Origin of the sequence: Amycolatopsis keratiniphila subsp. keratiniphila (genome assembly GCF_001620365.2) — a bacterium.
Taxonomy (GTDB): Bacteria; Actinomycetota; Actinomycetes; order Mycobacteriales; family Pseudonocardiaceae; genus Amycolatopsis; species Amycolatopsis keratiniphila.
Genome location: NZ_LQMT02000036.1, coordinates 96563 through 109724, shown reverse-complemented (window position 1 = coordinate 109724; position 13162 = coordinate 96563). Strand labels below are relative to the sequence as shown.

The window sequence follows — 13162 nt, the reverse complement described above, 5'->3', positions numbered from 1 at the left end:
GAGCAGAGCATGACGATCGAACAGCAGAGCCCGGCGTCGGTCTTCGGCACCGTGGCCGAGTTGCTGAAGGAACTGGTCGGGGACACCGACGTCCTCGGCATCGAGATCACCCCGCAGACCACCTTCCACGAGGATCTCCAGCTGGAGAGCATCGATCTGGTGACCTTCGCGAGCATCCTCGCCGAGTTCTTCGGCGCGGACGTCAACCTCGCGGAGTTCCTGGCGGAGAAGGATCTCGACGACGTGATCGAACTCCGGGTCGGCGACATCGCCGACTACGTGGCCGCCCGCCTCGCCGAACGGGGCTGAGCCGGTGCCGACCATGACCGTCAACGGGCTGCGCACCAACGTGCAGCTCGTGCCCGGCGGGGGCACGGAGACCGTGGTGTTCCTGCACGGGATGGGCACCGACAGCCTCGCGAGCTTCTACCTCACGCTCGCTCCGCCGGTCGCCGCCGCCGGGGTGGACGTGGTCAGCTACGACCTGCGCGGGCACGGGAAGACCGAACGCCCCGAGCGCGGGTACACGATCGCGGACTTCGTCGCCGATCTCGACGACCTGCTCGACCAGCTCGACCTCGACCGGCCCGTGCACCTGGTCGGCAACAGTTTCGGTGGCACCCTCGCCTACAGCTACGCCGTGGCGAAACCGGAACGCGTGCGCAGCATCGTGTGCATCGAGTCGGAGCCCGCCACCGAACTGTGGGCGGGCAAGATGTCGCAGATCCTCGAACACACCGTGCGGTTCTTGAAGGTCGAGGAGAGCTTCGACTGGATCGAGGCCAACTACAGCGCGCATCACCGGCGGCTGGCGAGAATGGCCGCCGAGCGGATCATGTCGACGTCGATGGCCGAGGAGGTCCCGCTCGGTCCCTTGCTGACGCTGGACCAGGTGGCCGGAATCGGCTGCCCCGTACTGTCCATTTTGGGCAGTCACGGCTACCAGGCCGACGATCTCACCGCGCTGACCTCGCTGCTGCCCCGCGGCGAGCTGCACGTGTTCGAGGGCCAGGGGCATTCGGTGCTCGTCGAGCAGCACCGCGAGGTCCGGGAGCTGCTGCTGAACTGGATCGACCGGCACGGGAGGCCGCGCGGATGAAGTACCTGCTGGTCGTCCCGCCGCTCACCGGACATGTCGCGCCGTTGCGCGCGGTGGCCGCCGAGCTGGTGGACCGAGGCCACGACGTCGCCTGGTGCGGCCCGGAACCCACGACGTCCGAACTGACGCGGGCGGGCCGGGTGTACGCGGCGGGGGACGCGCTGGAGTTCGCCGTCGAACGGCGTCCCGAAGGTTTGCGCGGGTTCGCGGCGCTGAAGTACCTGTGGGAGCAGTATCTGGTCCCGCTCGCGGACGCGATGGTCCCGGGTGTCGAGAAGGCGGTGGAGGCTTTCCGGCCCGACGTCGTGCTCGCCGACCAGCAGGCCTTCGCGGGCGCCCTCGTGGCGAGCCGCCGCTCCCTGCCGTGGGTGACGTCGGCGTCGACGTCCACCGAACTCGGTGATCCGCTGGGCGCCATGCCGAAGATCGCCGCCTGGGTCGACGGCTTGCAGGAGGGCCTCCGCACCCGGCACAAGGTGTCCTGTGGCGACCTGCGGTTCTCACCGGACCTCATCCTCGCGTTCACCACCGTGTCCCTGACGGGCCCGATCGCCGACGTCGGCGCGGTCCGGTTCGTCGGCCCCGCGCTGGCTCCCGCGCCGCCGGTGGGCTTCTCGTGGGACCGGCTCGACGGCCGCCCGCTCGTCATCGCCACCCTCGGCACCGCCAACGCCGCCCTCGGCCGCCGGTTCCTGTCCGAATGCGTCGACGCCCTCGCCGGGATGCCGGACGTCCAGGGCCTCGTCGTCGACGGATGCGGCGAACTGCTCAGCGACGACGTGCTGGTCGTCAAGCGGATCCCGCAGGCGGAAGTGGTGCGGAAAGCGGCGGCGGTGATCTGTCACGGCGGGCACAACACCGTGAGCGAGACCCTGGCCTCCGGGCTGCCGCTGGTCATCGCCCCGATCCGGGACGACCAGTCGATGCTGGCTCAGCAGGTCGAGGCGGCCGGCGCCGGGCTGCGGCTGCGTTTCGACCGCGCGAAGGCGCCCGACATCCGCGACACGGTCACCGAAGTGCTGACCGATCCCGCCTACGCCGCGGCGGCCGCACGGGTGCGGGCCTCGTTCGCGGCGGCCGGGGGAGTCGTGGCCGCCGCGGACCACCTCGAGTCCCTGCCGCACTGACGGCTAGCCGTATCTCGCGTGATTGAAGGCGTAACACGCGTGATTGAAGGCGGAACTCATGAGTTCCGCCTTCAATCACGCGAGTTCGGTCTTCAATCACGCGAGTGACGGGTTCGGGTCAGGTCATCGGTGTGACGTCGCGCGGGGTCCGGAAGGTCCGGGCCGCGATCCACCCACCGGCGGCCGCGGCGACGGCGGCGATCGCCAGCGAGATCGGGATCGACCAGCCCGACGGACGTCCCAGCGCGAGTGCACGGGTCGCGTCGATCGCGTAGGTCAGCGGGTTGAGCGCCGAGACCATCCGCAGCCAGGACGGCATCGTCTCCAGCGGCATGTACGCGCTGGACGAGAACATCAGCGGGAACATCACCACGAACGACGCCATCTGCAGGGTCTCGGCCTTGCGCAGCCAGGTCGTGATGGCGACGAAGATCCAGCTCAGGCACCAGCCGACGACGAGCGTGAGCAGCAATGCCGCGGTGACACCGAAAACGCCGCCGGTCGGCCGGAATCCCAGCAGCACCACGCTGGCGAGCGTGGTCACCAGCAGCTGCACGCCGAGCCGGGCGGAATCCGAAATCGTGCGCGCCACCAGGACGGCGGAAAGGCTGATGGGCATGCACCGCAGACGTCCGGTGAAGCCGCTGTAGATCTCCGCGAGCAGGCCGGCACCCGAACTCATCGCCGTGGTCATCGCGATGTTCACCAGTGTCGCCGGGACGAGGAAGTTCACGTATCCCTGATACGCCGCGACCCCGGGCAGCGTGCTGACCCCGGTGAACACCTGGCTGAACAGCAGGAGCAGCACGATCGGTTGCAGCAGCCCGAAGAACACCAGCCTCCGGTCTCCGAACGCCGTCTTCAGCGAGCGGACCGCGAGCACCCGGACCTGGGTGGCGAAAGTACTCGGCGGCCAGGTCGCCGGATCGGTCAGCACCGGCTGCGACGGTGCGCGGTGCCGTGCCTCGGTCATGGCGCGGCCGCCGGATTCCGGTGCAGTGAAAGGTAGACGTCGTCGAGTGTCGGCTCGGCGACGGTGAGGTCCTTCATGGGCGCGCCCGCCGCGTCGAGCGCGCGGACCAGCACCGTGATGTCGGCGGGCCCGGACAGCGCGACGCCGATCACCAGCCCGGAGGCCGACGTCGTACAGCTCATCCCGAGCCGGTGCAGCGCGGCCAGCGCCCGGCGGGCGGCCAAATCGGTGCCGAAGGTCAGCGTCGCGGTCCTTTCCCCGAGCCGCGCCTTCAGCTCCGACGGCCGCCCGGAAACCGTGACATGCCCCAGCCCCAGCACGATGACGTGGTCCGCCAGTCTGTCCGCCTCCTCGAGGTACTGCGTGGTGAGCACGACGGTGGTGCCGCGCGCGGCGAGGCGCTCGACGCCGTCCCAGAGCCCCGCCCGGCTGAGCGGGTCGAGCCCGGTGGTCGGTTCGTCGAGGAACAGGACGTCGGGGGAGCCGACCAGGCCGGCTGCCAGATCGAGCCGCCGCCGCATCCCGCCGGAGTACGTCCGCGCCGGCCGGTCCGCCGCGTCGTCGAGGCCGAACATGGCGAGCAGTTCGGCCGCGCGGGCCCTGGCCTGGCGCCGGTTCGCGCCCAGCAGCCTGGCGACGAGTTCGAGGTTGCCGCGGCCGGAAAGCGCGTCGTCGACCGCCGCGAACTGGCCGGTGACACCGATCCTCCGCCGGACGTGATGCCCGGCGCGCACGACGTCGAAACCGCACACCTTCGCGCTTCCGCCGGTCGGCTTGACCCGGGTGCTGAGGATGTCGATCAACGTCGTCTTGCCCGCGCCGTTGTGGCCGAGCACCGCGAGCACGGTGCCGCGGCCGACCCGGAGACTGACGCCGGCGAGGGCCGTCACTTCACCGTAGTGCTTGGCGAGGCCGGTCACCTCGATGGCAGCCTGCTCCATTCGCCGAACGTAGCGGGGGTTTCGGTGCGGCCGCAATGAGCGTGGGAGGACTCAAGTTACGCGTGACAATTCCCCGCACGTGTCGGCTGACGCGGGTGACAAAAGTGATCGCCGTAAGAAAAAGAGAAAGATGGCCGGGCCTGCCGCGTCGCTGCCACTCGCGTCTCGAAGAACCGTCATTGCCACGCACGGAAAAGAACGCGAAACAGTGATGCCCGTGACAACCTTTCCGTGTCGCGGATCCTCCGGCCGCGCATTACTTGTCCCTCCGGCATTCCGTCAGTAGCGTGCTGCACCAGTTGGCCGTTCGGCCGGACAATCGAAATGAGGAAGCCCGAATGTCAGTGCTGACCGGGCGCGTTCTGCGCGCCTTCCTGCTCCCGGCGGTGCTGGGGCTGGGGGCGCTTTCCTTGGCTTCCGCCTCCGCCGATCCCGCGCGGACGCAGCAGACGCGAGAAGCCGTCGCGCAGGAACCCGCCATCGCGCAAGCCGGGCTGACGTTCGGGTTCTACGTCGGCGACGAACAACAGCCCACGACCAGCCGCGTCGCGAAACTCGGTTCGGACATCACCTTCCCGCAGGACCGGTTGGACGGCAAGATCCTCGGTTTCTCCGGGCAGGTGCCGATCACCGGCAAACTCGCCATCCCGCCGACGTCGAGCTATTTCGTGTCCTTCCGGTTCATGCCCGCCACCGGCGACTGCAAAGCGGTCGGCACCAACATCTGCGCGCTCACCGACGTCACGAACAAGGTGTTCGTCAAGCTCTCGAACGCCAAGGTGGACGGCAAGGTCCTCGACGTCGGCCCGAACTGCCGGACCGCGCGATCGGTCGCGGTGAACATCAAGGCCCTGGTGCCGCTCGCGTTCCCCGCGCCGCCGGTGAAGGTCACGAGCACCTTCACCACACCGGGATTCGCCGGATGCGGGGTGCGTGAGGAGCTGAGGCCGTTGCTGACCGGGCTGGTGTCCGGACCCGGCAACACCCCGGTCACCGACCTCAGGCTGCGATGCGTCGGCGATGGCCCGCCCCCCAACGGATGTGGAGCCTGACGATGGCCAATCCAGTCGCCCTGCTCGCCCGCGCGCCGGAGAAGGCCGCCGCGGGACTGCGCGAATTCGGCCGCATGTGCGCCATGGGGATCGACGTCGTCCTCGGGATGTTCCGCCGCCCGGTGCAGGTCCGCGAGTTCATCCAGCAGTTCTGGTTCATCGCGAGTGTGTCGATCACGCCCGCGATCCTCGTGTCGATCCCGTTCGGCGCGGTCATCTCGCTGCAGCTGGGTTCGCTCACGAGCCAGATCGGCGCGCAGCAGTTCAACGGTGCCGCGAGCGTCCTCGCGGTGGTTCAGCAGGCCAGTCCGATCGTGACCACGCTGATCATCGCGGGAGCGGGCGGGTCGGCGATCTGCGCGGACCTCGGCGCCCGCTCCATCCGCGAAGAGATCGACGCGATGGAGGTGCTCGGCGTCTCGCCGATCCACCGGCTGATCGTGCCCCGCGTACAAGCGGCCATCGGCGTTTCGGTGCTGCTGAACGGTTTGGTCAGCGTCGTCGGCGTGCTCGGCGGCTACTTCTTCAACGTCATCGTGCAGGGCGGCACGCCGGGGGCGTACCTCGCGAGTTTCAACGCGCTGGCCCAGCTGCCCGACCTCGTCGTCAGCTCGATCAAGGCGTTCATCTTCGGTTTCCTCGCCGGTGTCGTCGCGGCCTACCGGGGCCTCAACCCGAGAGGCGGCCCCAAGGGGGTCGGCGACGTCGTCAACCAGTCGGTGGTGATCACGTTCCTGCTCCTGTTCTTCGTCAACACGATCCTGACCGCGCTGTACCTGCAGCTCGTCCCGGCGAAGGGAACCTGATCCCGTGACCAGCGTCCCCGAACGGGCCCGCGAGGCGTTCAAACGCCCCGGGAACAGTCTTTTCGAGCTGGGCGACCAGTTGCTGTTCTACATCCGCGCGCTCGCGGCGATCCCGATGGCCGTCACCCGCTACTTCCGCGAAGTGGTGCGCCTCCTCGCCGAAGTGACCTTCGGCAGTGGGGCGCTCGCGGTGATCGGCGGCACCGTCGGCGTGATGGTCGGGCTGTGCGTGTTCACCGGGATCACGGTGGGGCTTCAGGGTTTCAGCGCGCTGAACCAGATCAACATCTCCGCGATGACCGGCTTCCTCACCGCGTACTTCAACACCCGCGAGATCGCGCCGCTCTCGGCGGGGCTCGCGTTGTCCGCGACGGTCGGCGCCGGGTTCACCGCGCAACTGGGCGCCATGCGGATCTCCGAAGAGATCGACGCGCTCGAAGTGATGGCCGTGCGCAGCATGCCGTACCTCGTCACCACGCGGATCGTGGCCGGGTTCATCGCGATCATCCCGCTCTACGTGATCGGCCTGCTGATCTCGTACTTGGGTTCGCGGGTGACGACGGTGGTCTTCTTCGGACAGTCCGGCGGCACCTACGACCATTACTTCTCCCTGTTCTTGCCTCCAGAAGACGTCTTGTGGTCGTTCGGCAAGGTGCTCGTGTTCAGCGTCGGCGTGATCCTCACGCACTGCTTCTACGGCTATCGCGCCGCGGGCGGCCCGGCCGGCGTCGGCGTCGCGGTCGGCCGCGCGGTGCGCACGTCGATCGTGCTGATCAGCGTGCTCGATCTCTTTCTCAGCCTGGCGATCTGGGGCGCGACCACCACGGTGAAGGTGTCCGGATGAGCGCGCGGGCACGGACGCAGGCGGCGGGGGTGATCTTCCTCGTCATCCTGGTGCTGCTGGGCTGGCTCGCCGTCGCGATCTTCAACAAGGACTTCGAGCGCGCGGAACTGGTCACGCTCAAGACCGACCGCGTCGGCAACCAGCTGGCCCCGCCCGCCGAGGTCAAGGTCCGGGGTGTGCCGTTCGGCGAGGTCCGGGCGGTCCGGGGCACGGCGGAGGGCGCGGAGATCGACCTCGCCATCGACCCGGCGAAGATCGATCAGCTACCGCGCAACGTCTCGGCGCGGTTGCTGCCGAAGACGGTGTTCGGCGAGCGTTACGTCAACCTCGTGCTCCCGGAGCGGCCCGCCGGCGGATCGCTGCGGGACGGCGACGTAATCGGGCAAGACCGGTCGGCCAACGCGATCGAACTCGAACGTGTCCTCGGCGACCTGCTGCCACTGCTGCGGGCGGTGCAGCCGCAGAAGCTGAACAGTTCACTGGGCGCGATCTCGCTCGCGCTCGACAACCGCGGGAAGTCCTTGGGAGACAGCATCGTCCAGCTCAACGACCTCCTCAACCAGGTGAACCCGCTGATGCCGCAGTTCAAGGCCGACGTCAGCGGTCTCGCCGACGTGGCGGATCTGTACACCGGTGCGGCGCCGGACATCCTCAAGGCCCTCTCGGATCTCTCGACGACCGCGAAGACCATTGTGGACACTCGCGCGGACCTCGACAAGCTGTACACGAGCGTCACCACCGCGAGCGGCGACCTCAACAAATTCCTCGTACAGAACAAGGACAACATCATCGGTGTCAGCGTGAAGAGCAGGCCGACCCTGGAACTGCTGTCCCGGTATGCACCCGAATTCCCCTGCCTGTTCGACGCGGTCAACCGGCTCAAGCCGGTGATGGAGAAGGCGTTGGGCAAGGGCACCGGCGAACCCGGGCTGCACGTGACGCTGTCCGTCCACGACCCGCGCGACAAGTACGTGCCGGGCCGGGACGATCCGCGGTTCGACCAGAAGGGCGGGCCGCGCTGCTATGGCGGGGGTGGGTCTTCGGTGGCGGTCGCGTTCGCCGCCGATGGGGACCTCGGCCCGGCCAATTCGAAGGGGGAGCGGGGGCTGGTCGCCGAGATCCTGGCGCCGTCGCTCGGGATGAAGCCGGCCGAGGTCCCGGACTGGAGCAGCGTGCTCGTGGGCCCGGCACTGCGCGGTACGGAGGTGACCGTCCGATGAGGGGTGTCGCGGGGCCGGCGATCAAAGGCCTGATCTTCTTCGTGATCACCGCGGTGGCGACCGGGATCCTGGCCATCACCATCGCCAACTCGGGGGTCGGCACGACGGTCGGCTACACCGCGAGGTTCACCGACGCGACGTCGGTCAACCCCGGCGACGAGGTCCGGATGTCCGGTGTCCGCATCGGCCAGGTCGATTCGGTCGGCGTGGTCGAGCGGCGGCTGGCGGACGTGCGGTTCTCGGTCGAGAACAAGCGCCGTCTCACGGCCGGGGCCACGGTCACCATCCGGTACCGCAACCTCGTCGGTCAGCGGTATCTCTCGATCGACCCGGGCCCCGACGGGCCGGCGCCGCTGGAGGAAGGCGCGCTGATCCCGCCGGAGCGGACCCATCCGGCGCTGGATCTGACGGCGTTGTTCAACGGGTTCAAACCGCTGTTCCAGGCGCTTTCGCCGAGCGACGTCAACCAGTTGTCGTTCGAGATCGTCCAGGTGCTGCAGGGCGAGGGGAGCACCATCGACAGCCTCGTCGAGCACACCGCGTCGCTCACCAGCACCCTGGCGGGCAAGGATCAGGTGATCGGCCAGGTGATCGGGAACCTCAACACGGTGCTCGACACGCTCAACTCGCAGGGCGACCAGTTCGACAAGCTCGTCGACGTCACCGCGCAACTGGTCTCCGGGCTGGCAGGTGACGCGAAACCGATCGGGCAGGCGATCGGCGGGCTCGGCGAGCTCACCACGGCCACCGCGGATCTGCTCCAGGACGGCCGCGCGCCGTTGAAGGACAGCATCAACACTCTCGGCGACCTGTCGAAGAACCTCGCCGACAACACCCCGGTGTTCGAGCAGTTCCTGGCGAACCTGCCCAAGAAACTCGACCGCATGGGCGCGATGGTCTCGTACGGTTCGTGGTTCAACTTCTACCTGTGCTCGGTGAAGTCGGACGCGCCGCCCGCCCCCGGCGGCCCGCCGGTCGGTATCCCGCTGACCCAGGGACGGTGCCGATGAAAGCGCCGAGGATCAAACCCTTCCGCAGCCGCAATCCCATCGTCGTCGGTGCCATCACGGCGCTGCTGATGACCATCACGGGTTCGGCGGTGTTCTTCTCCGACGATCTCCCGGTGATCGGCGGCGGCACCACGTACGCGGCGGAGTTCACCGAAGCGGCCGGGCTCAAACGCAACGACGAGGTCCGCGTCGCCGGGGTGAAGGTCGGCGAGGTCTCCGACGTCCTGCTGGACGGCGCCAAGGTCAAGGTCCTGTTCCGGGTCAAGGACACCTGGGTCGGGAACCGGACCACCGCGTCGATCAAGATCAAAACCCTGCTGGGACAGAAGAACCTGGTCCTGGATCCGGTCGGCAACGCGGAACTGGATCCGGACGAGCCGATCCCGGTGCAGCGCACGAGCTCGCCCTACGACGTCACCACGGTGTTCAACGACCTCGCGAACACGGTGGGCGCGATCGACACCGATCAGCTGGCGAAGGCGTTCGGAACGCTGTCGGAAACCCTCGGTGCTTCCACTCCGCAGGACGTCCGGACCGCTTTCGACGGCATCACCGCGCTGTCCAAGACGCTCGCTTCCCGGGATCAGGAACTGGTGAAGCTGTTCGCGAACACGAACAAGGTGTCCAAGACCCTCGGGGACCGCTCGCAGCAGATCGAGGCGCTGATCCGCGACGGCAACACGCTCCTCACGGAGCTGAACGCGCGCAAGGACGCGATCGCGAAACTGTTCAGCGGGGTGAAGAACCTGTCGATCCAGCTGAAGGGACTGGTGGCGGACAACCAGAAGACGCTCGGTCCCGCGCTCGACCAGCTCGATCGCGTCGCCACCGTGCTGCTGCGCAACCAGGACAAGCTCAACGAGAGCCTGCGGCTCGCCGGCCCCTTCTACCGGCTGCTCGGCAACGCCGTCGGCAACGGCCGGTGGATCGACACCTACATCTGCGGGCTCGTCCCGACCGGCGGCACGCCGGGCAGCTGCATGCCTTCGAGGCAAGGGGGACGCTGATGGGACGCCACTTCACACTCACGGATCTCGGCGCCCACGCCCGGCGGCGGGCCTGGGTGCGGCGGCTAGCGGTCGCCGTGGTCGCGGGTCTGCTGGTGACGGCGGCCTGGCCGCTGCTGACCAGACAGGCCGACCGCGTCGTGACCGGGTTCTTCACCGCGACCGTCGGGGTGTACCCGAACACCGAGGTGCGGGTGCTCGGCGTCCCGATCGGCTCGGTCACCAAGGTCGAACCGCGCGGCACGAACGTCGAGGTGACCATGACCGTGCGGCCCGACGTCAAGTTGCCCGCGGACGTCGGCGCCGTCGTGATCACGCCGAGCCTGGTCGCAGACCGATACGTGCAGCTCACCCCGGTGTACCTCGGCGGACCGGAGCTGGGCGGCGACGCGCGGATCCCGCCCGAGCGCACCGTCACCCCGGTCGAGGTCGACGAACTCCTGGGCAGCCTCAACCAGCTGATGACCGCGCTGGGGCCGAAGGGAGCCAACCGGGACGGCGCGGTCAGCGACGTCCTCACCAAGGCCGCGACCTACCTCGACGGCAACGGTGGCAAACTCGGCGAGGCGATCAAGAACCTCGGCGAGTTCGCCAGGACGGCGAGCGACTCCAAGGACGATCTCTTCAACTCCGTCGACAACATCAGCAAGTTCACCGCGATGCTCGCCGCGAACGACGGCAAGGTGAAGCAGGCGATCCAGCAGATCTCCTCGCTCAGCAAGATCCTGGCCGACCAGCGGGACCAGTTCTCCGGCGCGATGACCGAACTCACCGAGGCGCTCAGCGTGGTGCAGGGCTTCATCAAGGACAACCGGGGCAAGGTCAAGTCCGATGTGGACAAACTCGCTGAGATCACCAAGCTCCTCACGCAGCAGAAGGCGTCGCTGAGCGAAGCACTCGACGCCGCGCCGAACGCGCTGACGAACGTGCTCGGCGCGTACAACCAGGGCGCGGGAACGCTGGACGGACGAGGGAACCTCACCGAATTCTCGGGGGCGAAATGAAAACCCGGATCGCCGCGGTACTCGTCCTCGTGCTGGCCGCCACCGGCTGCAGCGACGGCGTCGACGTCTACGACATCCCGCTACCGGGCGGGGCCGCACTGGGGGAGCGCCCGATCCACGTCACGGCGAGTTTCACCAACGTGCTGGACCTCGTGCCCCAGTCCGGGGTGAAGGTCAACGACGTCCCGGTCGGCCAGGTGCGGACCGTCGATCTGGCACCTGACGGCCGCAGCGCGGTGGTCGGCCTGATCATCAACGGGGACGTGAACCTGCCTGCCAACGCGGTCGCGCGACTGCGGCAGGCGAGCATCCTCGGCGAGAAGTTCGTCGAGCTCGCGCCGCCTCCGGAGGGGACGCCGAGCGGACGGCTGGCCGACGGCGCGGTGATCCCGTTGGCCAGTTCTTCGCTGACCCCTGAGATCGAGGAGGTCTTCGGCGCGCTTTCCCTGCTGCTCAACGGCGGTGGTGTCGCGCAGGTGCAGAACATCACCCGCGAACTCAACGACGCGCTCGGCGGCAAGGAGAGCGCGGCCCGCAGCCTGCTGTCCAATTTGGACGTGTTCGTCCGCGGGCTCGACGAACACAAGGCGGAGATCACCCGCGCCATCGAGAGCGTCAACAGGCTCGCGGCGACCCTGAACGCGAACACCGAAGAGATCAAGGCGACGCTGAACGGACTCACCCCCGGCATCGAGGTGCTGAATCAGCAGCGTCAGGCGCTGGTCGGGATGTTGAAGTCGTTGGACGGGCTCACTTCGGTCGCGGTCGAGACGGTGAATCGCAGCAAGGACGACCTCGTCGCCGACCTCAAGGCACTCGAACCGTTGCTGCGGAAGCTGGCCGACTCCGGGGACAAACTGCCGAAGGCGATGGAGATGATCTTCACCTTCCCGTTCCCCGACGCCGCGCTGGAGGCCATCCGCGGCGACTACCTGAACACCTTCCTGACCTTCAAGAACAGTGGTGGCCGCTGATGTTGACCAAGTTCGTCCGCGTGCAGCTGGTGGTCTTCGTGACCATCGCGGTCGTCGGCGTCGCGTACGTCGGCGCGACGTACGCGGGGCTCGACAAACTGGTGCTCGATCGCGGGTACACCGTCAAGGTGCGGCTCGCCACCGGCGGCGGCATCTTCAGCAACGCCGAGGTCACCTATCGGGGCGTGCCGATCGGCCGGGTCGGCGAACTGCGTCTGACCGCTTCCGGCATGGAGGTGGATCTCGAAATCGAGCCGGGCGGCCCGGAGGTACCCGCGGACACCGAAGCCGTCGTCGCCAACAGATCCGCCGTCGGCGAGCAGTATGTCGACCTGCGGCCGCGCCGCGACAACGGCGCCATGCTGCGGGACGGTTCGGTGATCGCCGAGGCGGATACGAAGATCCCGCTGCCGGTGGACGTCGTCCTGTCCAGTGTGGACTCTTTCGCGAACTCGGTGCCGAAGCCCGCGCTGCGGACCGTGGTCGACGAGCTGTACAACGCGACGTCCGACGCGGGCCCGGCGCTGGACCAACTCGTCGGCAGGGGAATCGAGTTCGTGCAGGCGGCGAGCGCGCACGTCGGCCCGCTGACCAGGTTCGTGACCGACGCGCAGACCGTGCTCGACACCCAGGTCTCGCAGGCGGACGCGATCCGCTCGTTCGGCGCGAACGCGAAACTGCTCGCCGCGACGTTGAAGAGCTCCGACGGCGATCTGCGACGGCTGATCCCGGCCGTCCCGGCGGCCGCGAACGAGGTCAGCACGCTGCTGCGGGAGACCGGGCCCAGCCTCGGCATCCTGCTGGCGAACCTGTTGACCACCGCGGACGTCCTGGAAACGCGGCAGGACGGCATCGAGCAGCTGCTGGTCACCGCGCCGAAAGCGGTCGCCGCCGGGCACGCGATCATGGGGCCGGACGGCGCGCACGTCGGTCTCTCGCTGACGTTCTTCGATCCGCCGCCATGCGTCACCGGCTACGGGACCGGCTATCGGGACGGACTCGACACCTCGCCGCGTCCGCTGAACACCGCGGCGCGCTGTGCCCTGCCGAAGGGCAACCCGACGAACGTGCGCGGCTCGCAGAACGTGCCCAGGAGGTGAAGGCC

At 68.3% G+C, this 13162-nt stretch carries 14 protein-coding genes; 12 read left to right on the top strand and 2 right to left on the bottom strand.

Annotated features, from left to right (window positions below):
* Positions 1-9: 9 nt before the first annotated feature.
* From AVR91_RS33490 to AVR91_RS33480, 3 genes are read left to right on the top strand one after another with little or no spacing between them, the layout of a single operon-like run.
* Positions 10-309, top strand: coding sequence for a phosphopantetheine-binding protein (locus tag AVR91_RS33490; protein WP_016335182.1), 300 nt, complete (start codon positions 10-12; stop codon positions 307-309).
* A 4-nt stretch (positions 310-313) separates the two neighbouring features.
* The gene (locus AVR91_RS33485; RefSeq protein WP_063274364.1) at positions 314-1099 is read left to right on the top strand and encodes an alpha/beta fold hydrolase; all 786 of its coding nucleotides are present in this window, start codon (positions 314-316) and stop codon (positions 1097-1099) included.
* On the top strand, positions 1096-2226 hold the full coding sequence (locus AVR91_RS33480) for a glycosyltransferase (RefSeq protein ID WP_063274365.1): 1131 nt from the start codon (positions 1096-1098) through the stop codon (positions 2224-2226). The genes AVR91_RS33485 and AVR91_RS33480 overlap by 4 nt, the downstream gene beginning before the upstream one ends.
* Before the next feature lie 118 nt (positions 2227-2344).
* Here AVR91_RS33480 and AVR91_RS33475 read toward each other — a convergent pair whose 3' ends face one another.
* Positions 2345-3199 (bottom strand): ABC transporter permease, encoded by an 855-nt coding sequence (locus tag AVR91_RS33475; RefSeq protein WP_063274366.1) that lies wholly within the window; start codon positions 3197-3199, stop codon positions 2345-2347.
* Positions 3196-4140 carry an ATP-binding cassette domain-containing protein gene (locus AVR91_RS33470; protein ID WP_063274367.1) on the bottom strand — a complete coding sequence of 315 codons (945 nt, stop codon included), beginning with the start codon at positions 4138-4140 and terminating at the stop codon, positions 3196-3198. The genes AVR91_RS33475 and AVR91_RS33470 overlap by 4 nt, the downstream gene beginning before the upstream one ends.
* 338 nt (positions 4141-4478) lie before the next feature.
* On the opposite strand from AVR91_RS33470, the gene AVR91_RS33465 reads away from it, so the two are divergent.
* Genes AVR91_RS33465 through AVR91_RS33425 form a run of 9 tightly spaced genes read left to right on the top strand, consistent with a single transcriptional unit; the run spans position 4479 to position 13157 of the window.
* The gene (locus tag AVR91_RS33465) at positions 4479-5192 is read left to right on the top strand and encodes a hypothetical protein (protein WP_063274368.1); all 714 of its coding nucleotides are present in this window, start codon (positions 4479-4481) and stop codon (positions 5190-5192) included.
* Between the two features lie 2 nt (positions 5193-5194).
* Entirely contained in the window at positions 5195-5998 is an 804-nt protein-coding gene (locus AVR91_RS33460; protein WP_016335176.1) for an MlaE family ABC transporter permease, read from the top strand.
* A gap of 4 nt (positions 5999-6002) precedes the next feature.
* Entirely contained in the window at positions 6003-6842 is an 840-nt protein-coding gene (locus AVR91_RS33455; protein ID WP_007033208.1) for an MlaE family ABC transporter permease, read from the top strand.
* Positions 6839-8062, top strand: a complete 1224-nt coding sequence (locus tag AVR91_RS33450; RefSeq protein WP_063274369.1) for an MCE family protein — start codon at positions 6839-6841, stop codon at positions 8060-8062. Before AVR91_RS33455 ends, AVR91_RS33450 begins: the two co-directional genes overlap by 4 nt.
* Positions 8059-9072, top strand: coding sequence for an MCE family protein (locus AVR91_RS33445; RefSeq protein ID WP_063274370.1), 1014 nt, complete (start codon positions 8059-8061; stop codon positions 9070-9072). The genes AVR91_RS33450 and AVR91_RS33445 overlap by 4 nt, the downstream gene beginning before the upstream one ends.
* A complete protein-coding gene (locus AVR91_RS33440) occupies positions 9069-10079 on the top strand; it encodes an MCE family protein (protein ID WP_063274371.1) in 1011 nt (336 codons plus the stop codon). The genes AVR91_RS33445 and AVR91_RS33440 overlap by 4 nt, the downstream gene beginning before the upstream one ends.
* Complete coding sequence (locus tag AVR91_RS33435) at positions 10079-11083, top strand: MCE family protein (protein ID WP_063274372.1); 1005 nt, start codon at positions 10079-10081, stop codon at positions 11081-11083. The genes AVR91_RS33440 and AVR91_RS33435 overlap by 1 nt, the downstream gene beginning before the upstream one ends.
* Positions 11080-12057 carry an MCE family protein gene (locus AVR91_RS33430; protein WP_063274373.1) on the top strand — a complete coding sequence of 326 codons (978 nt, stop codon included), beginning with the start codon at positions 11080-11082 and terminating at the stop codon, positions 12055-12057. Before AVR91_RS33435 ends, AVR91_RS33430 begins: the two co-directional genes overlap by 4 nt.
* Entirely contained in the window at positions 12057-13157 is a 1101-nt protein-coding gene (locus AVR91_RS33425) for an MCE family protein (RefSeq protein ID WP_063274374.1), read from the top strand. Before AVR91_RS33430 ends, AVR91_RS33425 begins: the two co-directional genes overlap by 1 nt.
* Positions 13158-13162: the final 5 nt, after the last annotated feature.

What these genes read in the sequence shown, in the direction of transcription:
- AVR91_RS33490 (WP_016335182.1), top strand. Translation starts at nt 10, where the DNA reads ATGACGATCGAACAGCAGAGCCCGGCGTCGGTCTTCGGCACCGTGGCC.
- AVR91_RS33425 (WP_063274374.1), top strand. Translation starts at nt 12,057, where the DNA reads ATGTTGACCAAGTTCGTCCGCGTGCAGCTGGTGGTCTTCGTGACCATC.
- AVR91_RS33445 (WP_063274370.1), top strand. Translation starts at nt 8,059, where the DNA reads ATGAGGGGTGTCGCGGGGCCGGCGATCAAAGGCCTGATCTTCTTCGTG.
- AVR91_RS33460 (WP_016335176.1), top strand. Translation starts at nt 5,195, where the DNA reads ATGGCCAATCCAGTCGCCCTGCTCGCCCGCGCGCCGGAGAAGGCCGCC.
- AVR91_RS33450 (WP_063274369.1), top strand. Translation starts at nt 6,839, where the DNA reads ATGAGCGCGCGGGCACGGACGCAGGCGGCGGGGGTGATCTTCCTCGTC.
- AVR91_RS33470 (WP_063274367.1), bottom strand. Translation starts at nt 4,140, where the DNA reads ATGGAGCAGGCTGCCATCGAGGTGACCGGCCTCGCCAAGCACTACGGT.
- AVR91_RS33435 (WP_063274372.1), top strand. Translation starts at nt 10,079, where the DNA reads ATGGGACGCCACTTCACACTCACGGATCTCGGCGCCCACGCCCGGCGG.
- AVR91_RS33475 (WP_063274366.1), bottom strand. Translation starts at nt 3,199, where the DNA reads ATGACCGAGGCACGGCACCGCGCACCGTCGCAGCCGGTGCTGACCGAT.
- AVR91_RS33480 (WP_063274365.1), top strand. Translation starts at nt 1,096, where the DNA reads ATGAAGTACCTGCTGGTCGTCCCGCCGCTCACCGGACATGTCGCGCCG.
- AVR91_RS33430 (WP_063274373.1), top strand. Translation starts at nt 11,080, where the DNA reads ATGAAAACCCGGATCGCCGCGGTACTCGTCCTCGTGCTGGCCGCCACC.
- AVR91_RS33465 (WP_063274368.1), top strand. Translation starts at nt 4,479, where the DNA reads ATGTCAGTGCTGACCGGGCGCGTTCTGCGCGCCTTCCTGCTCCCGGCG.
- AVR91_RS33440 (WP_063274371.1), top strand. Translation starts at nt 9,069, where the DNA reads ATGAAAGCGCCGAGGATCAAACCCTTCCGCAGCCGCAATCCCATCGTC.